This window comes from Streptomyces sp. NPDC002564 (assembly GCF_042889645.1).
In the GTDB taxonomy this organism is placed as follows: domain Bacteria; phylum Actinomycetota; class Actinomycetes; order Streptomycetales; family Streptomycetaceae; genus Streptomyces.
Map to the genome: position 1 here is coordinate 444,356 of NZ_JBIARE010000003.1, position 20,005 is coordinate 464,360.

The following is a 20,005-nucleotide window of genomic DNA, read 5'->3' on the forward strand; positions in this document are numbered from 1 at the left end:
GTCGGGTCACAGCTGGGACACAAGGCCCTCTTGTTGTCGGTGGGTTGAACCGGTAGACCTCGCCTACCGATCTCCCGGAGGTACGTATGGGCATATCCCGGCCGTCCAGACCCCTGCTGCTCGCCACCGCCGCCGCCACGGGCGCGCTGGTCCTCACCACGCTCGTCCCGGGCAGCGCGACCGCGGGCCCGACGCCACGGCCGGTCACCCGCGAGGGCCCGCGGGACGACGCAGGACCGGCCGCCCGGGCCCCCGAGGGCGCGGCGGAGCGGGCGCTCGGCGCTTCGGGAGCCGCGGAGTCCGTGGAGTCCGTGGAGTCCGTGGAGTCCGTGGACGGCGCGGGCCGGGGCTATCCGCGCGAGCGCAGGCTCACCGCGCCCCCGGTGAACCCGGCGGACAAGTCGCTGAAACTGGGGCTCGTGCCCTACCACGGCATAGCCCCCGAACTGAACGCGCTGCAGCGCATCGGCGACCGGGTGAGCGTGGAGCTCAACGGCCGCTCCGCGGGCGGCCACCAGCTCTATCTGGTGACCGTCACCGCCCCGGAGTCGGCGCGCGAGGCGGCCCGGCAGGAGCGGATGCGCGAGCGCATCGAGAACGAACCGTCGGCCGCCGCCGCGGACAAGGCGATCAAGTCCTCGTACAAGACGCCCGTGTTCGTCAACAACAACATCCACGGCAACGAGTGGGAGGGGACCGACGCGGCCCTGAAGCTCATCCGGGAGCTGGCGGGCGCGAAGGACGCACGGACCGGGAAGCTCCTGGCGCGCAACCGCCTCTACTTCAACGTCACGACCAACCCCGACGGCCGCATCGCGGGGACCCGCGCCAACGCGGGCGGCTTCGACCTCAACCGCGACTTCATCACCGCCTCCCAGCCCGAGGCCCGCGCGGTGCGCCGGATCGCGATCACCAAGCAGCCCGCGGTGATGATCGACCTGCACGGGTACGTGAACGGCACGCTGATCGAGCCGACCACTCCCCCGCACGGCGAGAACTACGAGTACGACCTCTTCCTCAAGCACTCCTACGCCAACGCCCTGGGCATGGAGGCCGCCATCAAGGGCCTCGGCCACACCGAGGAGAAGGACGGCGTGAAGCCACCCGTCATCCCGTTCCGCGACCAGGAGGAGGGCTGGGACGACTGGCCGCCGATCTTCACCCCGCAGTACATGCCGTTCCACGGCGCGGTCGCCGCGCACACCATCGAGTTCCCGATGCAGGTGAACAACGCCGCCTACGACACGCTGCCGGTGGCCGAGCTGCGCCGCAGGGCGGCCGTCAACGTGGACATCGCGGGCGCCGCGATGCGCGCCACCCTCGACTACACCGACCGCCACCGCGGCTCGGTGATCGCCGACCAGATCGAGGTGTTCCGGCGGGGCGCCACGGGCGCCGCGCAGGTCCCGGTGTCGGAGGAGACCGTGCCGGGGGTGCCCGGGATCGGCCCCGAGGACGTGTACACCACCGACTTCCCGCGCGCGTACGTGATTCCGGCCGACGGGCGCGGCCGGGGGTCGGCGACGGCGGCGGCCCGGCTGGTCGACCATCTGCTCGCCAACGACGTCCGCGTCACCCGCGCCGGGATGTCGTTCCGGCTCGGCGGGCGGACGTACCCGAAGGGCGCGTACGTCGTCGACATGCACCAGCCCAAACGAGGCCTGGCCAACGTCATGCTCGCCGACGGGCGGGACATCAGCGGCAAGGTGGCGACGATGTACGACATCTCGGGGTGGAGCCTGGGACGCCTGTGGGGCGCGCGCGTGGACGCCGTCGAGCGCGGCGACCTGGACCGCGTGCGCACCCGGGCGGTGCACGCCGCGTCGCGCGTCGGATACGTGGCGCCGCGCGGTGATCTGCGGCTGCGCCTGGACGACCCGCGCGAGATCGCGGCCCTGAACTCGCTGCTCGCACAGGGTGTGCCGGCCCGGAGCGACCGGGACGGAAGCGCGGTCCTGCCGTCGTCGGCGCGCCGGGCGGCGACCGCGGCCGCCCGGACGTACGACGTGGCCTTCGACGCCACCAGGGCCACCGGCGGCGCCCCGCTGCACCGCACGCGGGTCGCGGCGGCCGTCACGCCGGGCGAGCTGTTCGCGCTGCGGGAGATGAACTTCGACGTGGTGCCGGTGTCGACCGCCGTGCTCGACGCGGGCTTCGACTGGCGGAGGACGGACGCGCTCTTCGTGTCGGCCGGGCTCGACCGCGCCCGGCTGAGCCCCGCGGCGCGGGCCGGACTCGACCGGTTCCTCGCCCGGGGCGGCGGCCTGGTGGGGCGGGGCGCGGCCGGTGCCGCGCTGAACGCCGACGCGAAGCTGCTCACCGCGCGGGCCGTCGAGGGCAACGGCGACGCCAACGGCGTGGTGCGGGTGGTGAACACCGGCGGCGCGCTCACCGCCGGAGCGCCCGATCACAGCTTCGTCTACGCGCCGACGTGGTTCACCGGCCTGGGCAGGGGCGTGCGCGTAGAGCAGCGGTACGGCAGCGGGAACCCGCTGCTGTCCGGCCACTGGCGGGCCCTGCCGGACGGCGGCGGGGGCCCGGCGGCGGCCGCGGGGCGCGCCTCGGTGATCAGCGGGACGGCCGGGCGTACGGGCGTGGTGCTCTTCGGCACCGAGCCGCTCTTCCGCGCCCACCCCAAGGGGGTGTTCCCGCAGGTCGGCAGGGCGTTGCTGCGGGTCGGCCGGTAGGCGGCGGGATGCGGGAATGCGGGCCCGGGGCGCGGCGGTTGATCGGGGCACGATCGTCCCACCGCGCCCCGGAGGCCTGACCGCATGACCCGTGAGATCCGAGTGCAGGGCACCGTCGCCGAGGGGTTCGAGGCGGTGCGCGAGGAGTTCACCGCCGTACTCGCCGACCAGGAACCGCACTACGCGGGCCAGCTCGCCGCGTACGTCCACGGCCGCAGGGTCGTCGACCTGTGGGCGGGCCCCGACACCGACGGCGGGACGCTGTACGGGGTGTACTCGTCCACGAAGGGCGCGGCGCACCTCGTGGTCGCCCTGCTCGTCCAGGACGGCGTGCTCGACCTGGACCGCGAGGTGGCCCACTACTGGCCGGAGTTCGCCGCCGGGGGCAAGGGCGCCGTCACCCTGCGCGAGCTGCTCGCGCACCGCGCGGGCGTGGTGGGCGCCGACGCCGGGTTCACCCCCGACGAGCTCGCCGACGACCGGGCGGTCGCCGCCCGGCTCGCCGCCCAGCGCCCGTTCTGGCGGCCGGGCGGCGCCTTCGGCTACCACGCGCTGTCCGTCGGGGCGCTCGCCGGTGAGGTGGTCCTCCGCGCCACCGGGCGCCGGCTGCGGGAGGTGTACGAGGAGCGGGTGCGGGCGCCGTTCGGGCTGGACTTCTTCCTGGGCCTGCCCGAGGAGCACGAGGGGCGGTTCCGCACCGTGCTGCCGATGGCGCCGACGCCCGAGCAGCGGGCGCTCCTCGCGGCGGCGCCGGGCGGGCCGCACGACCTGACCTCCATCGCCTTCAACCGCAACGCCGCGCTCCCCACCGACCTGGAGGCGCTGCCCAACTCCCGCGCGATCCGCGCCGCGGGCCCCGCGTCGGCCGGCGGTGTGGCCTCCGCGCGCGGCCTCGCCGGGATGTACGCGGCGGCGGCGACCGGCGCCGAGGGGCGTGCGGCGCTCCTGACCGCGGACACCCTGGGGGTGTTCGGGCAGATCCAGTCGGCCGGGCACGACCTGGTGGCGCGGGCGCACAAGGTGTTCGCGGTGGGCTTCCAGGCGACGTCGGAGAACTGGTACCCGTTCCTCGGCGCGGGCTCCTTCGGGCACAGCGGCGCGGGCGGCTCGCAGGCGTTCGCGGACCCGCGCGCCGGGCTGGCGTACGGCTACACGCGGCGGCGGTTCGCGTTCCCGGGCGGTGCCGCTCCGGAGAACGAGCGGCTGGTGCGGGCCGTGCACGAGGCGGCGCTCGCGGCGCGCTGAGGAGGCGGGCACGACGGAGGGCCGCACCCCCGCCTTCGGGGTGCGGCCCTCCGTCGTACGCGGGTCGGTCCGGGTCAGGCGACCGCGAGCTCGACCTTGATGTTGCCGCGCGTGGCGTTCGAGTACGGGCACACCTGGTGGGCCTTCTCGATCAGGGACTGCGCGGTGGCCGCGTCCACGTTCGGGATGGAGGCGGTGATCGCGACCTCCAGGCCGAAGCCGCCGGCCTCGTTCTGGCCGATGCCGACCTTGGCGGTCACGGTCGAGCCGGAGATGTCGGCGTTCTCCTTGCGGGCGACCACGCCGAGGGCGCCCTGGAAGCACGCGCTGTAGCCGGCCGCGAAGAGCTGCTCGGGGTTGGTGCCCGCGCCGCTGCCGCCCATCTCCTTCGGCGGGTTCACGACGACGTCGAGCTTGCCGTCGTCGCTGGCCACGCGGCCGTCGCGGCCGTTCTCTGCGGTGGCGACAGCGGTGTACTTGACGTCGATCTTCTGGATGGACATAAGTGCCTGTTCCTCCTGAGATGTGACGTGGTGCGCGCCCACAACCACGGCTTGTGGAATTAGGTTATCGGATACCGGAAGTACGACGGCGGGCCCGGCCGGTCGAAGGGCCGGGCCCGCCGGGCCGGGCGGTCAGCCCAGGGAGACGATCATCTTTCCGGTGTTCTCGCCGCGGAGCATGCCGAGGAAGGCCTCGACGCCGTTCTCCACGCCCTGGACGACCGTCTCGCGGTGGGCCAGCTCGCCGGAGCGGATCCAGCCGCCGACCTCGCGCACGAACTCCGGCTGCAGGTCCGCGTGGTCCTGCACGAGCATGCCCTGCAGGCGCAGCCGCTTGCCGATGACCATGGCGAGGTTGCGCGGGCCGGGGGTCGGCTCGGTGTCGTTGTAGCCGGCGATCATGCCGCAGATGGTGGCGCGCCCGTGCACGTTCATGCGGCTGATGGCGGCTTCCAGGTGCTCGCCGCCGACGTTGTCGAAGTAGACGTCGATGCCGTCGGGAGCGGCCTCCTTGAGCTGCTCGACGACCGGCTTGGGGTCCTTGTAGTTGAAGGCCGCATCGAAGCCGTACTCCTCGACCAGGAGCTTGACCTTCTCGTCGGAGCCCGCCGAGCCGACGACGCGCGAGGCGCCCTTGAGCCGGGCGATCTGGCCGACCTGGCCGCCCACCGCGCCGGCCGCGCCGGACACGAAGACGGAGTCGCCCTCCTTGAAGGAGGCCACCTCCAGGAGCCCGGCGTACGCCGTCAGGCCCGTCATGCCGAGCACGCCGAGGTAGGCGGAGAGCGGCGCGGCCTGGGCGTCCACCTTGGTGGCGTGCTGGGCGGGGACGGAGGCGTACTCGCGCCAGCCGGCGAAGTGCAGGACGTGGTCGCCGACCGCGAAGCCCTCGGCGTTCGAGGCGATGACCTCGCCGACCGCGCCGCCCTCCATGGGGCGGTCCAGCTGGAACGGCGGGACGTACGACTTCACGTCGTTCATCCGGCCCCGCATGTACGGGTCCACGGAGAAGTGCAGGTTGCGGACCAGGACGCGGCCTTCGGCCGGGGCCTCGACGGGGACCTCGCGCAGCGCGAAGTCCTCCGGGACCGGCCAGCCGGACGGGCGCCGCACGAGGTGCCACTCGCGGCCGACGGAGGGGAGCTGCTCGGGGGTGACGGACATGGGGGGCGTCCTCCTACTGCGTGCACGGGGGTGTCTGGCTGCGATGTCTGGCGCGCTGTCTGGTGCGACCAGAAATGCTTGAGGTTATGAAACAACCATGCGCCTGAATATTTCATGATGTCAAGTAACCGGGTAGCCTGGTGACCATGGCCACCAGCAGCTCCCGTGCCCGCACGCCCAGCGCCGACCCGCTGACGCTCGAAGTCGTCGAGCTCATCGGCACGGTCGTGGCGCGCTACTACGAGGAGTACGAGGAAGCGGCCGCCGGGCACGCGCTGACCGGCGCGCAGGCGCGGGTCCTCGGGCTCCTCGCCCTGGAACCGCTGCCCATGCGCCGCATCGCGCGGAAGCTGAAGTGCGAGCCGTCCAACATCACCGGGATCGTGGACCGCCTGGAGGCACGCGGCCTGGTCGAGCGGCGCCCCGACGCGGCCGACCGGCGCGTGAAGCTGGCGGCGCCCACGGACCGGGGCGTCGAGGTCGCCCGCAGCCTGCGGGAGTCACTGGACTTCGCCCGGGAGCCGCTGGCCGGGCTCTCCCGCGAGGAGCGGCTCGCGCTGCGCGGGCTGCTGCGCCGGATGCTGGGCGAGGAGTTCCTGCCGCCGCAGGGGTGACGGGACCCACGGGGACGCGGTGTCCCCGTGGCCTGCGGTCGGGGGTGACTGCGGTCGGGGGTGCCTGCGGTCAGGGGTGCCTGCGGTCAGGTGCACCACCACAGGAAGCGGTCGCAGGTCCTGGTCGGCTCCGGGGCCGGGGGCCGGGTCGGGCGCGGCTCGGCGGTGGCGGCCGGGGGCGTCGGGCGGGCCGTGGCCGGGCCGCCGCCCGCGGGCGGGCGTGCCGCGGTCGGCGTCGCGGCGGGGCGCGGGTCCCCGCCACCCCCGTGGGCGTCGTCGCGGCGCTCCGCGCCCCCCTTCGTCTCACGCCCGTCGGCGCGCTCCCGCTCCGCCCGCCGCCCGGCGTCCCGCGCCGCCCCGGACGCCGGTGCCGAGGTGGCCACCGCGTCCTCGGCCGTCGCGGCACCGGGGGCGCCCCCGGCCGCCTCGCCGGACCGCGACGGGGAGGGTCCGGCCGTTCCGGCGTCCCGTACGGAGGCGGCGGCGGGGTCCTCGGAGCGGCTCTCGGTGCCCAGCTCGGCCAGGCTCAGGCCGCCCGCGGCGAGCGCGAGTCCCGCGGTGACGAACAGGACCTTGCGGCGCCTGCGCCGGTGCGCCCGGCGGCTGCGCTCCTTGCGGCGGCCGCGGGTGCGCGGCGCAGGACCGTCGTACGCGTCGTCCCCCGGCGGCAGGCCATCGCCGGGCTGCTGCGGGGACACCGCGACGGTCTGGGCGTACTCCCGGCAGGCTTCGGCCGGGGCTCCGCACCCCGGGCAGGCGAGGGCGCCGTTGAGGTGCCTGCGGCACGGCTGGCAGTAGTCCATGAGGCCTGGAGGCTAAGTGCCGGGTCCGTACCAACGGAAGTTGGCGCTGTGAAAGTTGTGTGCGGAATCGAAACGTCCGGTGTACCGGGGGCCGGCGGGCGTCCGCGCGGAGGACGCGGGGCACGGCAGTACGACCGGAACGCCCCGGTCGCGCCCGGCTCAGGCCCGGCCGAGCTCGCCCCGCAACCGGCGGGCGCGCAGCACGAGTTCCAGTTCGAACCGGCGGTCCGGATCGTCTATCTCGTCGCCCCACAGCTCCCTGATCTGGCGCAGGCGGTAGCGGACCGTCTGCGGGTGGACGCCCAGGCGGGCCGCCACCTCGGGAGCGCCGCCCCGGGTCTCCAGCCAGGCCAGCAGGGTCTCGGCGAGGCGGCGGCCGTGGGCCGGGCCGCAGTGGTCCAAGGGGGCGAGGCAGCGCCGGGCCAGGTCCTCGATGAGTTCCTCGGGTTGCAGGAGCACCAGTGCCTCGGTGTGCTCCGTGCAGTGCAGGACCTCGCCGGAGGGCAGCAGTCCGCGCTCCATCAGGCGCACCGCGGCCTCCGCCCAGCGCAGCGACTTCGCCGCGTCGGCGAGCGCGACGGGCGGGCCGATGGCGCCCGACCAGCCGGTCATGGCACGGCGCAGCAGCTCGGGCCGCCCGGCCGCGTCGGGGTCGGGGACGACCATGCGGGGCTGCTCGGCCTCCATGTCGAGCAGGACGCCCTGTCCGACGGCGGGGGCGACGGCGTCGCGCGCGGGGCGCAGCAGGACACCGACCGCGACGCGTTCGGGCAACTGCCAGCCGACCCGGGCGGCGCGCTCGCCCAGGGCGTTGCCGAGCGCGCCGGCGCCGGTGGCCGGGCCGTGGCCCGCCGCGGGGCCGTACGGGTACCCGGCGGATGCGTCCGAGCGGCGCTCCGAGAGGAGCAGCTCCATCAACTTGCGCTGCAGTCGCAGCCGTTCACCCGCCTCGCGGGCCGCGGCCTCGGCGTAGCCGCGCACGGACTGGTCGACCAGGCCGTCCAGGTACTCGAAGCCGGACTCGGCGAGTTCGTACATGGCGGGCGGCGGGATCTCGATCTGCTGGCCGATCTCGGCCAGGCGGCGCCAGGCCAGGCGTACGCCCAGGCGGTAGATGGCCTGGAGCGAGTCGAGGCTGCGGCCGTGCAGGCCCTCGCCGCGGCCGAACTCCTGGAAGACCTCCAGGTGGTAGCGCGGGCGGCCCTCCTGGGACGCGATCTCCTTGACGAAGCCCTCCAGGGCACGGCGGATGCCGACGAGCGCCATCGGCTCGCCCGAGTCGTCCAGGACGACGGGCAGGCCGGGGTACTCGGCGCGGATCTCCCGCAGGATGTCCTGCGCGAGCGCGGGCACCTCCTCCAGGGCGAGCGCGGCGAACTGCCGCACCTGCCGGGGCGGCACGTCGCGCCAGGCCGAGCGGAACGGGTCGTGCCCGGCGCGGTCGTCGGCCGTCGGATCGTCGCTCATCCACTCGTCGGACGCCTGGGCGTGGGTCGCGGCCACCGTCGCTCACTGACCCCGGGTGGGCGTCTCGTAGTGCACCAGGGGTGTATTGGGCTGGTCCGGTGTGGCGTCGAGGAGCGCGACGATGCCGAGCGACGCGCCCACGGCGAGGAGTGCCGCGGCGACGACGGTGAGTGAAGCGGCGAGCAGTCGGTGCATTGCGAGGGTCAGCCTCTCTGTCGGAGGTCGTCCCCACCCCGGTCACGCGGTCCCTCGGCCAGTCGAGCGGCTCTGGCCACAGTGCAGGTCACCCAGCTCGTACCGGCCCCGCCCGGCAAGTGCCCAGTCTCGGCAATGCATTGACACTTCGTCAAGGGTGCGCCTACGGTTCCCGGCCCATACGGCTCGGTAACACTCTCCCGCCCTCAGCCCAGGAGTGACCTCATGCGCCGCACCGCCTCTCCGCTGTCGCTGATCCTTCTCGGGCTCGGCGCGTTTCTTCTGGTCCTGGCCCCGATGCTGGCCTGGTACGTGGAACCGCGCGCGAAACGCACGCCCGTGGACGTCGACATCACGACCGTCTTCAAGGGCAAGGGAAGCTATTTCGACACCGAGAAGATCAAGACCGTCCACGACAAGAACCTCACGATCACCCGCCAGGTGCGCGGCGACGTCGCCGACAGCGAGGACAGCGGGCGGGCGGTCTGGGACGTGTCCACGTCCGTGGACCCCGACAAGTCGCTGCCCGCGGCCGACCCGCACGACTCGCTGCAGTGGACGCTGGAGCGCTGGGTCACCGACCGGAAGACGAACGCGCCGGTGCACTGCTGCAAGGAGGAGCCCTACTTCGAGGGCGAGGCGTACCTGAAGTTCCCCTTCGACGTGGAGAAGCGCTCCTACACCTGGTGGGACAACACGCTGGGGGCGACCGTGCCGCTGACCTACCGCGGCACCAAGAAGGTCCAGGGGTACGAGGGTTACCGCTTCACGGCGACGGTGAAAGCCACCAAGACGGGCACCCGGCAAGTACCGGGCCGGTTGGTCGGCCAGCCGAGCAGGAGTCAGGTGATCGCGAATGAGTACTACGCCAACCACGGCATCGAGCTGGTCGCGGACCAGCGCACCGGCCGGATCATCTACGCCGCGATCGGGCCGCGCAAGACGCTGCGCGCGCCGGGCTCGGACAAGGACGCCACCGTGCTGCTCGACAGCGAGCGGATCGCGTTCACGCCGGCCACCCAGAAGGCCCAGGTGAAGCTCGCGGACGACGACAGCAGCCGGCTGAAGCTGGTCGGCGAGACGCTGCCGATCGTCGCGGCCGTCCTGGGCGGGGCGCTCGCGCTGGCCGGAATCGCCCTGGTCGCACGAGGACGGCATGACGACGGCGCGAACGGCCCGGGACGTCGCGGTGAATCCGCGGAGCCGGACGGTCCGAATAGCGGGACGTCGCCGACCGCCCTGCAGTCCAGCACGATGTGATGACGCGTCAGCCAAAAATGGCGGGGAAATTGTCACTTCGGTGAGTAGCCGCGCGGTACGGGGCGGCGAAAACTGTCCACCCCCACCCGCGCACAGTCCCCGCACCACCCCGGCACCGCCCCGCAGGACCCGCGCACCACCTCTTTCGCACCGCCCCGCACCACCCGGCACCACTCCGCACCGCCTCGCACCACCCCGCGTCACCCGCACCACCCCGCGTCACCCGCACCACCCCGCACCACCCCGCACCGCCCCGCGTCACCCGCACCGGCCGGGCACCGCACCTGCGCGTGAGGCCCCCACGGTCTCCCGCCCGGCCCGCTCCACCCCAGCAGGACCGCAGAACCCCGCAGGACCGTTCCGCCGACCGGACCCCCCACAGTTCCGCACCCTGAGACGAGTTGGAGCACGCATGCCCCAGCACGTACCGTCCTCGCTGCGCGCGGCCGCCCCACGCCGCGCGGAGCGCCCTCCGGCGCCTCCCCCACACCCGCGCCGGATCGTCTTCCTCGCCCACCGCGACCTCGGCAACCGGGCCGCGGGCGGCTCCGAACTCCTCGTCGACCGCCTGGCCGACGGGCTCAGCAAGCTGGGCCACCAGGTCACCCTGCTGTGCGGCGGACCCGCCGCGTACCGCGACTACCGCGTCGTGTCCGCGGGCGGCGACCTGGGCCACTACCTGCGGGCGCGCTCCGCGTTCACCCGCCAGGTGGGCGACTGCGACCTGCTCGTCGAGGTCTGCAACGGCATGCCGTACCTGGCGCCGCTGTGGCACCGCGGGCCCACCCTGTGCCTGGTCAACCACGTCCACACGGACCTGTGGGGGATGCGCTTCCAGGGTGCCCTCGCGCCCGCGGCGCGGCTCGGCAGACGCCTGGAGCACTGGGCGCTCACCGGCGCGCAGCGCGGCAACCTGCTGGTGGCCGTCTCGCCGTCGACGGCCACCGCGCTGCGCGGGATCGGCGTCGAGCGGGAGCGCATCCGCATCGTGCACAACGGCGTCGAGGAGCCGGGCCCGCTGCACGCCCGCTCCGACGAGCCGCTGTTCCTCGCGATGGGCCGGCTCGTCGAGTACAAGCGCATCGACCTGCTGCTGCGGCTGTGGGAGCGCGTCAGACCCGTCACGGGCGGCAGGCTCGTGATCGTGGGCGACGGCCCCGAACGGCAGCGCCTGGAACGGCTCGCCGGTCCCGGCGTGGAGTTCCGGGGCCATGTGAGCGAGGCGGAGAAGCACCGGCTGCTGTGCGAGGCCTGGATGCTGCTCCACCCCTCGGCCGTGGAGGGCTGGGGCCTGGTCATCACCGAGGCGGCGACCCGATCCACCCCCTCGATCGGCTTCGACGTCCCGGGGGTGCGCGACTCCGTCGAGGACGGCGTGACCGGCCTGCTCGCGCGGGGCGAGAGCTCCTTCGCCGCGGCCTGGTGCACGCTGGCCCTGAGCGCCGAGCGCCGCAGAGCCCTCGGCAAGGCCGCCGGTGAGCGCGCCACCCGGTTCCGCTGGGGCAACACGGTCCGCCAGTTCCAGGCGGTGGCGGCCGAGGCGTTCGCCGCCCACCAGGTGTCCGCGGCACCCCCGTCACCACAGGGGTCTGTGTGAAGGACCCGTCGCTGCGCCGCTCCGTCACCCTCTTCCGGGCCTTCCTGCGCGAACAGCAGGAGCCCGAGCGCTGCTACACGCTCCTCGCCCGCGACGCCGCCGACCAGGTCGAGGCGTACGGTCCGGTGCGCGGCCGCGTCGTCGTCGACATCGGCGGCGGGGGCGGCTACTTCACCGAGGAGTTCCGGCGGCGCGGCGCGCAGTCCTTCCTCTTCGAGCCCGACCCGGCCGAGCTGGGGACCAAGCCCCCCGAGGGCGCGGTGGTGGCCGACGGCTATCTGCTGCCGCTGGCCGACGGCGTCGCCGACGTCACGTTCTCCTCGAACGTCCTGGAGCACGTCGACGACCCGCAGACGTTCCTGAGCGAGATGGTCCGGGTCACCAGGCCCGGCGGACTGATCTACGTCTCGTTCACCAACTGGCTGTCCCCGTGGGGCGGTCACGAGTGGGCGCCCTGGCACTACCTGGGCGCCGACCGGGCCCGGGCCCGCTACGAACGACGTACCGGCAAGGCCGCGAAGCACACGCTCGGCGAGAACCTCTTCGTCCACCACGTCGGCTCGACCCTGCGCCAGGTGCGGGGCCGCGACGACGTGGCGATCGTGTCGGCGCGCTCCCGCTACTGGCCGTTCCTGGCCGGGGCGATCACCAAGGTGCCGGGTGTGCGCGAGATCGCGACCTGGAATCTCCTCCTCATCCTCAGGCGGTGTCCATGACCACGGTCCAGGCCCCACCCCCGGCGGCCGTACGGCCCACGACCGATGCCCCTGAACCCTCGCGGGGGCCGCGCTCGCGGCGCTGGCTGCTGGGGTTCTGGGCCGTGGTGTTCGTGCTCTTCCTCGCGGTGAAACCGGGGCGGATGACGTTCGACACCAAGCTCGGTGTCGCCGTCGACCCCTGGCAGTTCCTCTCCGACCTGGGCCAGCTGTGGCACGACCGGGGCGGCTTCGGCGGGATCCAGGACCAGTACGTCGGATACGCGTTCCCGATGCTGCCGTTCTACGGCCTGGCCAAGCTGGTGCAGCTGCCGGTGTGGCTGGCCGAGCGGCTGTGGCTCTCGCTGATCGTCGCGGCGGCGTTCTGGGGCGCGCTGCGCCTCGCCGAGCGCCTCGGCGTCGGCAGCCGCCACAGCCGGCTGCTCGGCGCGGTGGTGTACGCGCTGTGGCCGACCTTCACCGTGGTCGTCGGCTCCACGTCGGCGGCCGCGCTGCCCGGCGCGGTGCTGCCGTGGGTGCTGCTGCCGCTGACCGACGAGCGGCTCAGCGCGCGCCTGGCCGCCTGCCGCTCGGCGCTGATCATCCCCTTCATGGGCGGCGTGAACGCGGCGGCGACGCTCGCCTCGCTGCTGCCCGTGGGCCTGTACCTGCTGTCCAGACCGAACGGCCCGCGCAAACGGAAGCTGATCACCTGGTGGGTGCCGGGCGTCGTCCTGGCCACCGCCTGGTGGGTCGTACCGCTCCTGATGCTCGGCATCTACGGCGAGAACTTCCTGCCCTACGTGGAGACGTCGGCGACCACGACGGACACCATGTCGGCCACCGAGACGCTGCGCGGCGCCGGGAACTGGGTCGCGTACCTGCACTTCGGCGAGGCCTGGCTGCCGGCCGGCTGGACGGTGGCGACGGCCGTCGTGACCATCGTCTGCTCGGCGCTCGCCGCCGCCCTGGGCCTGGCGGGCCTGGCCCGCCGCGACCTGCCGGAACGGCGCTGGCTGGTCCTGACGGTGCTCTCCGTCGTCCTGATCACGCTCGCCGGGTACGGCGGCGCGTTCGGGGCGCCCTTCCACGAGACCGTGCAGTCGTGGCTGAACGGCGGGCTCGTGCCGTTCCGCAACATCTACAAGTTCCAGACGGGCCTGGCCCTCGCCCTGGTCCTCGGCCTGATGCACCTGGTGGGCGTGGCCGCGCAGGCGCGCGGGGCACGCCGGGTGCGCGGCCGCGGCTTCGCGCCGCTGATCGCGGCGGTCCTCGTGCTGCCCGGCCTGGCCTGGCCCTACCTCAACGGCTCGATCCTGCAGCCCGGTTCGTTCCAGAAGCTGCCCACGTACTGGCAGGCGACGGCCGACTGGCTGGAGAAGTACTCCCCCGACTCCCGCGCGCTGGTCGTCCCCGCCACCGCGCACGGCATCTACACCTGGGGCTCGCCCATCGACCAGCCCCTGGACGTGCTCGCCGACTCCCGCTGGGCGCAGCGCGACTACGTGCCGTTCGGCACGCCGGGCAACCGCCGCGCGATGGACGCGGTCGAGCAGGCGCTGATGACCGGCGGCGCCGTGCCGGGCCTGCGCGACTACCTGACCCGCGCCGGCCTCTACTACGTCGTCGTGCGCAACGACCTCGACCCCGACCAGGTCGGCCACGTCCCGAGCGCCACCGTCAAGCGCACCCTGGAGGAGTCCGGCTTCAGCCGGGTCACCGGCCTCGGCCCGACGACGACCGACGGGAAGCTGGCGAACGACACCCCGATCCAGGTCGAGGGCCTCTACCCGCGCCAGCGCGCCGTGGAGATCTACGCCCCGGGCAAGGACGCCGAGCGCCCCGGCCAGGCGGGCCTGAAGCCGGTGTCCAACACCGCGGTGGTCAGCGGCGGCCCGGAGTCCCTGCTGCCGCTCTCCGCCGACCCCTCGATGCGGGACCGCCCCGCCGTCCTGACCGGCGACAACCACCCGGGCGTCGGCGCCCCCGCGCTGCAGGCGGTCGGTGACGGACTGCGCCGCGCCGACACCCGCTTCGGCCTGGTCAACACCAACACCTCATACACGTACACCCGCGACGAGAAGAACGCCGTCGACGCCTCCCAGGACCCCGGCAAGAAGCCGCACCAGATCCTGCCGACCACGGGCGTCGAGCACCAGACGACCGCCGAGCTGCGCGGCGCCAGGGCGGTCACCGCCTCCAGCTACGGCAACTGGCTCTTCCACCTGCCGCAGTACGACCCGGTGAACGCCTTCGACGGGAACCCGGCGACGGCGTGGGCCGAGGGCAACGCCGGTGCCGCCGACGGCGAGTGGATCAAGGCCGAGTTCAACGCGAAGGTGGACGTCCCCGCCTCCTTCCGCGTCACGCCGCTGCCGCAGGACGGCGTGCGGTCCGCGCCCACCCGGGTGCGCGTGGAGACGGAGCGGGGCAGCGCCACCAGCCCCCTGCAGCCCGACGGCACCGTCCAGCGGATCAAGGCCCCCGCGGGCTCCACGGGCTGGATCAAGCTGACGATCCTGGACACCCAGGAGGCGCGGCCCGGCCTGACCGGCGCGGGCTTCTCCGAGATCAGCATCCCCGACGTGCGCGTCACCAAGCTCCTCCAGCTCCCCACGGACGCCGAGAAGTCCACGGACGCCAAGGCGACGACGTACTCGATGCACCGCTCCTCCGACCCGAGCGCCCTGTCCCCGGTGAACTCCGAGGCGGGCCTGCACCGGCGCTTCACGACGTCGGGCGACGGCACGTACGAGATGAAGGCCAGCGCGGTCGCCGTGCCGGGCGCCGAACTGGACCAGCTGCTCTACAAGGTGGCGCCGGAGCAGGAACAGCAGATCATCGCCACGGCCGACTCCACGGCGAAGCTGGGCAACGGCCTGTCGCCGCGCAACCTCACCGACGGCGATCTGACGACGGGCTGGATCGCGGGCTCCGCGGACGACCCGGTGATCCACCTCAAGTGGCCGGACAAGCAGCCGGTCGGCGAGATCGTGCTGCCCGCGGCGGGCGGCATCTCCACCCGCCCGCTGAAGATCGAGATCAGTTCGCCGGACGGCGCGGCGACCGCGGGCGTCGACGAGAACGGCAACGCCCGCTTCGCCCCGATCACCACCGACCAGCTGGACATCACCATCACCGAGACCGCCCCGCTGACGGTCCACAACCCGGTCGCGGACACCGACCTGCAACTGCCGGTGGGCCTCACCGAGGTGTACGTCCCCGCGCTGGACAAGTACCGCACCCCGCAGCCCAAGGCCTCGGCCACCTTCTCGCTGCCGTGCGGCGAGGGCCCGACCATGTCCGTGGACGGCGAGCTGTTCCAGACCAGCGCCAAGGGCACGGTCCGTGACCTGACCGACCGGCGCCCCGTCGAGGTCACGCTCTGCCAGCAGGGCAAGGACGACGCCCGGGTCGAACTCGGCGCCGGGGCGCACAGCGTGGAGACCGGCGACGCGGGCCCGCTGGCCGTCATGGACGCGTCGCTGACCCGCGGCACGCCCGGCGCGGTCGACACCGCCGCCCGCGAGCTGAAGGTCAAGGACTGGCTGGGCGACCGCCGCGAGCTGACGGTCGGCTCGGGCGCGGCCTCGTACCTCACGACGTACGAGAACGTGAACGACGGCTGGAAGGCGACCCTCGACGGCAAGGAGCTCACCTCGGTGCGGCTCGACGGCTGGCAGCAGGGCTGGCTGATCCCGCAGGGCGAGGGCGGCACCGTCAAGCTGAGCTACGAGCCGTCGCAGGTCTACGAGATCGGCCTGATCCTGGCCGGGATCGGCGTGCTCGCCCTGATCGCCCTGGTCGTGGTGCGGCGCCGCGAGCCCAACCCGGACGCCCCGGCCCCCGCACCGCCCGCCCCGGGCATCGTGCTCGGCACGGTCGCGCTCACCCTGGTCGCCGCGGTGATCGCCGGCCCGTTCGCCCTGCTGGTCCCGGCGCTCGCGCTGCTCGCCTGGTGGCGGCACGCGCTGCTGGTGCCGATCGCGTTCCTGGCGATGGCCGGCGCGGGCATCGCGGCGGCGACGGGCGCGGGCGACTCGATCGCGGCCGACGAGGGCGCGTTCGGCAGACCGGCCCAACTCCTCGCGCTCATCGCGCTGTTCGCCGCGCTGGTCACGGTCCGCGAGGCCCGGCCGCGCGCGGCGGCCCCCCGGCACGGCCGGTACGACCCGGCGGGTCCGCCGCCGTACGCGCCCGCACCCGGCCCGGACGCCACGGCGACGACGAAGCTGCCGGTGGTCCCGGACCACGACCCGGCCGCGCCCCCGCTGCCCCGGCGCAGGCGCGGCGAGGACGAGCGGGACGGCGCCCCCGGCGCGGAGCACGACGACGGCGGCCACCCCGGGACGGGCCACACCGTCTCGGCGCGCGGCCCCGCGTCCGCCCAGCCGGAGCCCGCGCCCCCGGCGGGCCGGACGGTGCGCTTCGCGCGGCGCAGGCGTACGCCCACGACAGGAGAAGGCACCCAGCGATGACCGCACTGGACCACCCGGCACGGCGAGCGGACGGGCCCGGACGGCCGCCCGCGCGCGTGCCGTTCCCCGTCGTCGACGAGGTCTCCCGGCACTGCCTCCAGGAGGAGGAGCCGGAGACCGTGCACATCGAGGTCCACCTGCCCCGCACCCCGGACCCGGACCGCCTGCGGACCGCGTTCCACGAGGCGCTGCGCCGCCACCCGCGGATCCTGATGCGGGAGGCGCGCGGGCCCTGGTACCGGCGCCGCTACGAGTGGGAGCTGACCGGGGGGCCCGACCTGGAGGTGGTCACCTTCCCGCGTCCGGAGCGGGACGCCCTCAAGCGCGCCAGGGAACGGGCGCTGGCCCAGGCCCCGCCGCTCACCTCCTCGCCGCCGATCCGCCTGGAGGTGGTGGCGGCGCCGCCACCGGCGACGCATGGCACCACCGCGCCGCCCGGCTCCGGCCCGGCGCCCGCCCCGGACCACGGCGCCGTCCTCTTCCTCACCATCAACCACACGGCGCTGGACGGCCCGGCCTGCCTGCGGGTCCTCGCGACGGCCGCCGAGCTCTACGGCGGCCGGGACAACTCCCCCGCCGCGCCCCCGTCCCGCGCACCCGGCGGCGACGGGGCGGCCCCCGAACCGCCGTCCGACGCGCCCTCGGGCCTGGCGGCCCCGGCCCGGGTCGCCAAGGGCTCCCCCGAGCCGTCCCCCGGCAACGGCATGCTCGTCGCCGACCTGCCGGTGCCGCGCAGGCCCAAGGGGTCGCCGTTCACCGTCAACGACCAGCTGATGGTGGCGACCGCGCTGATGATCGCGCACTGGAACCGCGAACACGGGGCCCGCCCGCGCCCGTTCCGCATCACGATGCCCGTCGACGACCGGCCGCGGGACGCCACCATGCCCATCGGCAACGGCACCCGCCTGGTCGAAGTACCGTTCAGCGCAGCCGAGTTGGCGCCGCGCGAGTGGACGCCGACGGCGATCCACGACCTGTTGCGCCGCACCTCCGACCGCACCCGCGCCCTCAAGGCCCTGCCCCGCCCCCAACTGGGCCGCGGCGCGGCCCTCCTGACCGCGCCGGTGCTGCCGGTCACGCTGCGCGCCGCCGTCACCCGCGGCCTGCGCAGGGCCGCCGCGCCCTGGACGTCGACCACGCTCCTGTCCAACATCGGCCGCATACCGTACGCCCTGGACTTCGGCGACGCGGGCCGCGCGCACGCCGTCTGGTTCTCCGCACCGGCCCGGCTGCCCCGCGGCCTCACGGTGACCACCGCGTCGACGGCGGGCCGGCTGCACCTGGCGCTGCGCTGGTCGAAGACGCTGCTCAGCCACGGCGACGGCGCCCACCTGCGCGACCTCTTCGAGCACTACCTGCACGCGACGGAACACACCGACACCCACGGGGGGTCCACGTGACCACCGCGACCAAGGCGACCGCCCGGCGCCCCCGGGAACTGCGGGACTTCTACGAGAATCCCGCCGTGCCCGTCGCGTCCGGCGACGCCCGCAGCATCCGGCAGGCCCGTGTGCTGGCCGCCGCCCTCGGCCCGGCCACCGCCCGCACCGCCACCGTCCTGGACATCGGCTGCGGCGACGGCACGGCGGCGGCGACCGCGGCCCCGCTGCTCGCCGGCCACCGCGTCATCGGCGTGGACTGGTCGCAGGACGCCCTCAAGCGGGCGCACGCCCGCCTGCCGTACGTCGTGCGGGGCGAACTGACCGGCGGCGGGCTGCCGTTCGCCGACGGAGCGGCCGACGCCGTGCTGTTCAGCGAGGTCGTCGAGCACCTCGTCGACCCGGACAGCGCCCTGGACGAGCTGCGGAGGGTGCTCGCGCCGGGCGGCCACCTCATGCTGTCCACGCCCAACCTGGCGGCCTGGTACAACCGCGGCCTGCTGCTGGCCGGGGTGCAGCCCGTCTTCTCCGAGGTGAGCCTGCGCGGCATCCACGGCCGCCCCGGCAAGGAGGTCGTCGGACACCTGCGGCTCTACACCGCCCGCGCGCTGCGGGAGTTCGTGGCCGCGAGCGGCTTCGAGGTCGTGGGCCTGTCCGGGGCGCCCTTCCACGGCGTGCCGCGCCCGCTGCGCGCCCTGGACCGGCTGGCCTGCGCCGTGCCCAGCGCCGCCTCGATCCTCCTGCTGCACGCCCGAAAGGCCTGACATGTGGTGGGGCGTGGCCGCGGCGCTGCTCGCGAACCTGCTCTACAGCACCGGATTCGTCCTGGAGAAACGGGCGTTGACGTCGATGCCCGAGGTCAGCGTGCGCAAGCCGGCGCGGCTGCTGCGCCAGGTGCTCGGCAGCCCGCTGTGGATCGGCGGCTCGCTGTCCCTCGCCGCGGGCTTCGGCGCGCAGCTCGCCGTGTACCGCACGCTGCCGATCGCCGCCGCCCAGGGCATCTTCGTGTCCGGTCTGGTCCTCCTGCTGCTGCTCTCCTCGGTGCTGCTCGGCGAGCGCACCTCGGGCCGCGAGCGGTACGCGGTCGCCGCGATCCTGCTCGCGCTGCTCATGGTGGTCCTCTCGCTCAGCGAGGAGAGCGACACCGTGGGCCACGGCGCGCCCGTGCCGCTGATCCTCACGGTGTGCCTGCCCTCCCTCGCGGCGGGCGTCTGGCTGTACGGCTCCGCGGAGCGCCGCGCCAAGCACCGGCACCGCATGCCGACGGCGGGCGTCGAGTACGGCGTCGCGGTGGGCCTGCTGTACGGGGTGAGCTCGCTGGCCATCAAGGGCGTCTCCAGCTATCTGACCACCCGGGACATCGGCGGCGCCCTCGGCGACCTGCTGCGCTCGCCCTACCCGTATCTGCTGCTCTTCACCGGCGCGTTCGGCCTGGTCATGTCGCAGGCCGCGCTGCAGCGCTGCCGGGCGTCGCTGATCGTCCCGGTGTGCACGACGGTGACGTCGCTGTTCACCGCGGTGCTCGGCACGCTGGCGTTCGGCGAGGCGCTGCCGCACGAGCCGGTGCGCCTCGCACTGCGGATCGCGGGCACGGTGCTCGCCGTGTCCGTGCTCCTCGCCATGCCGAAACACGACGAGACCGCTCCCCCGCCCGCGACCACCCCCAAGGAGTTGACCAGCGGATGAACCACGACGACCCGCTGCTGAAGATCCTCGCCTGCCCCCTCGACAAGGGCCCCCTGCACCTGCTGGCCGCGCAGGAGCCCCTCGTGCCGGAGGAGTCGCTGTACAACCCGCGGCTGCGCCGCCGCTACCCGGTCGTCGACGGCATCCCGCAGCTCCTGCCGTCCTCCGGCGAGCAGGTGCCCGAGGAGGAGCACGAGCAGCTCCTCAAGCGGATGTCCCCGTGACGGGGGGC

General features: G+C 74.2%; 16 protein-coding genes. 11 read left to right on the forward strand and 5 right to left on the reverse strand.

Going from position 1 to position 20,005, the window contains the following annotated elements:
- Positions 1–86: 86 nt before the first annotated feature.
- Together ACFYXE_RS13570 and ACFYXE_RS13575 are read left to right on the forward strand one after the other, a co-directional pair.
- Positions 87–2,687 (forward strand): M14 family zinc carboxypeptidase, encoded by a 2,601-nt coding sequence (locus ACFYXE_RS13570; RefSeq protein WP_389312052.1) that lies wholly within the window; start codon positions 87–89, stop codon positions 2,685–2,687.
- 84 nt (positions 2,688–2,771) lie between these two features.
- Complete coding sequence (locus ACFYXE_RS13575) at positions 2,772–3,932, forward strand: serine hydrolase domain-containing protein (protein ID WP_389312054.1); 1,161 nt, start codon at positions 2,772–2,774, stop codon at positions 3,930–3,932.
- Between the two features lie 74 nt (positions 3,933–4,006).
- Here the strand turns inward: ACFYXE_RS13575 and ACFYXE_RS13580 are convergent, their stop codons facing one another.
- Both ACFYXE_RS13580 and ACFYXE_RS13585 read right to left on the reverse strand, forming a co-directional pair.
- A complete protein-coding gene (locus tag ACFYXE_RS13580; protein WP_355808728.1) occupies positions 4,007–4,435 on the reverse strand; it encodes an organic hydroperoxide resistance protein in 429 nt (142 codons plus the stop codon).
- A 132-nt stretch (positions 4,436–4,567) separates the two neighbouring features.
- Positions 4,568–5,599, reverse strand: a complete 1,032-nt coding sequence (locus ACFYXE_RS13585; protein WP_389312057.1) for an NADP-dependent oxidoreductase — start codon at positions 5,597–5,599, stop codon at positions 4,568–4,570.
- Positions 5,600–5,745: 146 nt separating this feature from the next.
- Here ACFYXE_RS13585 and ACFYXE_RS13590 point away from each other — a divergent pair, with 146 nt between their 5' ends.
- Positions 5,746–6,213, forward strand: a complete 468-nt coding sequence (locus ACFYXE_RS13590) for a MarR family winged helix-turn-helix transcriptional regulator (RefSeq protein WP_389312059.1) — start codon at positions 5,746–5,748, stop codon at positions 6,211–6,213.
- Positions 6,214–6,299: 86 nt separating this feature from the next.
- Here ACFYXE_RS13590 and ACFYXE_RS13595 read toward each other — a convergent pair whose 3' ends face one another.
- From ACFYXE_RS13595 to ACFYXE_RS13605, 3 genes are all read right to left on the reverse strand, one after another.
- The gene (locus ACFYXE_RS13595; RefSeq protein WP_389312061.1) at positions 6,300–7,016 is read right to left on the reverse strand and encodes a hypothetical protein; all 717 of its coding nucleotides are present in this window, start codon (positions 7,014–7,016) and stop codon (positions 6,300–6,302) included.
- A 159-nt stretch (positions 7,017–7,175) separates the two neighbouring features.
- Positions 7,176–8,483, reverse strand: coding sequence for a helix-turn-helix domain-containing protein (locus ACFYXE_RS13600; RefSeq protein WP_389312559.1), 1,308 nt, complete (start codon positions 8,481–8,483; stop codon positions 7,176–7,178).
- A gap of 42 nt (positions 8,484–8,525) precedes the next feature.
- Complete coding sequence (locus ACFYXE_RS13605) at positions 8,526–8,678, reverse strand: hypothetical protein (protein ID WP_361176665.1); 153 nt, start codon at positions 8,676–8,678, stop codon at positions 8,526–8,528.
- A 225-nt stretch (positions 8,679–8,903) separates the two neighbouring features.
- Here ACFYXE_RS13605 and ACFYXE_RS13610 point away from each other — a divergent pair, with 225 nt between their 5' ends.
- From ACFYXE_RS13610 to ACFYXE_RS13645, 8 genes are all read left to right on the forward strand, one after another.
- Positions 8,904–9,938 carry a DUF3068 domain-containing protein gene (locus tag ACFYXE_RS13610; protein WP_389312064.1) on the forward strand — a complete coding sequence of 345 codons (1,035 nt, stop codon included), beginning with the start codon at positions 8,904–8,906 and terminating at the stop codon, positions 9,936–9,938.
- A 412-nt stretch (positions 9,939–10,350) separates the two neighbouring features.
- Positions 10,351–11,535 carry a glycosyltransferase family 4 protein gene (locus ACFYXE_RS13615; protein ID WP_389312066.1) on the forward strand — a complete coding sequence of 395 codons (1,185 nt, stop codon included), beginning with the start codon at positions 10,351–10,353 and terminating at the stop codon, positions 11,533–11,535.
- Positions 11,532–12,251, forward strand: coding sequence for a class I SAM-dependent methyltransferase (locus tag ACFYXE_RS13620; protein WP_361176671.1), 720 nt, complete (start codon positions 11,532–11,534; stop codon positions 12,249–12,251). The genes ACFYXE_RS13615 and ACFYXE_RS13620 overlap by 4 nt, the downstream gene beginning before the upstream one ends.
- Entirely contained in the window at positions 12,248–16,708 is a 4,461-nt protein-coding gene (locus ACFYXE_RS13625; protein ID WP_389312561.1) for an alpha-(1->3)-arabinofuranosyltransferase family protein, read from the forward strand. The genes ACFYXE_RS13620 and ACFYXE_RS13625 overlap by 4 nt, the downstream gene beginning before the upstream one ends.
- Complete coding sequence (locus ACFYXE_RS13630) at positions 16,705–18,108, forward strand: condensation protein (RefSeq protein WP_389312068.1); 1,404 nt, start codon at positions 16,705–16,707, stop codon at positions 18,106–18,108. Before ACFYXE_RS13625 ends, ACFYXE_RS13630 begins: the two co-directional genes overlap by 4 nt.
- The gene (locus tag ACFYXE_RS13635) at positions 18,105–18,851 is read left to right on the forward strand and encodes a class I SAM-dependent methyltransferase (RefSeq protein ID WP_389312070.1); all 747 of its coding nucleotides are present in this window, start codon (positions 18,105–18,107) and stop codon (positions 18,849–18,851) included. Before ACFYXE_RS13630 ends, ACFYXE_RS13635 begins: the two co-directional genes overlap by 4 nt.
- 13 nt (positions 18,852–18,864) lie before the next feature.
- Complete coding sequence (locus tag ACFYXE_RS13640) at positions 18,865–19,773, forward strand: hypothetical protein (RefSeq protein ID WP_361176679.1); 909 nt, start codon at positions 18,865–18,867, stop codon at positions 19,771–19,773.
- Positions 19,770–19,997, forward strand: a complete 228-nt coding sequence (locus ACFYXE_RS13645) for a Trm112 family protein (protein WP_361176681.1) — start codon at positions 19,770–19,772, stop codon at positions 19,995–19,997. The genes ACFYXE_RS13640 and ACFYXE_RS13645 overlap by 4 nt, the downstream gene beginning before the upstream one ends.
- Positions 19,998–20,005: the final 8 nt, after the last annotated feature.

Coding starts and splice junctions, on each gene's coding strand:
- ACFYXE_RS13570 (WP_389312052.1), top strand. CDS start 87: ATGGGCATATCCCGGCCGTCCAGACCCCTGCTGCTCGCCACCGCCGCC.
- ACFYXE_RS13575 (WP_389312054.1), top strand. CDS start 2,772: ATGACCCGTGAGATCCGAGTGCAGGGCACCGTCGCCGAGGGGTTCGAG.
- ACFYXE_RS13580 (WP_355808728.1), bottom strand. CDS start 4,435: ATGTCCATCCAGAAGATCGACGTCAAGTACACCGCTGTCGCCACCGCA.
- ACFYXE_RS13585 (WP_389312057.1), bottom strand. CDS start 5,599: ATGTCCGTCACCCCCGAGCAGCTCCCCTCCGTCGGCCGCGAGTGGCAC.
- ACFYXE_RS13590 (WP_389312059.1), top strand. CDS start 5,746: ATGGCCACCAGCAGCTCCCGTGCCCGCACGCCCAGCGCCGACCCGCTG.
- ACFYXE_RS13595 (WP_389312061.1), bottom strand. CDS start 7,016: ATGGACTACTGCCAGCCGTGCCGCAGGCACCTCAACGGCGCCCTCGCC.
- ACFYXE_RS13600 (WP_389312559.1), bottom strand. CDS start 8,483: ATGAGCGACGATCCGACGGCCGACGACCGCGCCGGGCACGACCCGTTC.
- ACFYXE_RS13605 (WP_361176665.1), bottom strand. CDS start 8,678: ATGCACCGACTGCTCGCCGCTTCACTCACCGTCGTCGCCGCGGCACTC.
- ACFYXE_RS13610 (WP_389312064.1), top strand. CDS start 8,904: ATGCGCCGCACCGCCTCTCCGCTGTCGCTGATCCTTCTCGGGCTCGGC.
- ACFYXE_RS13615 (WP_389312066.1), top strand. CDS start 10,351: ATGCCCCAGCACGTACCGTCCTCGCTGCGCGCGGCCGCCCCACGCCGC.
- ACFYXE_RS13625 (WP_389312561.1), top strand. CDS start 12,248: ATGACCACGGTCCAGGCCCCACCCCCGGCGGCCGTACGGCCCACGACC.
- ACFYXE_RS13630 (WP_389312068.1), top strand. CDS start 16,705: ATGACCGCACTGGACCACCCGGCACGGCGAGCGGACGGGCCCGGACGG.
- ACFYXE_RS13645 (WP_361176681.1), top strand. CDS start 19,770: ATGAACCACGACGACCCGCTGCTGAAGATCCTCGCCTGCCCCCTCGAC.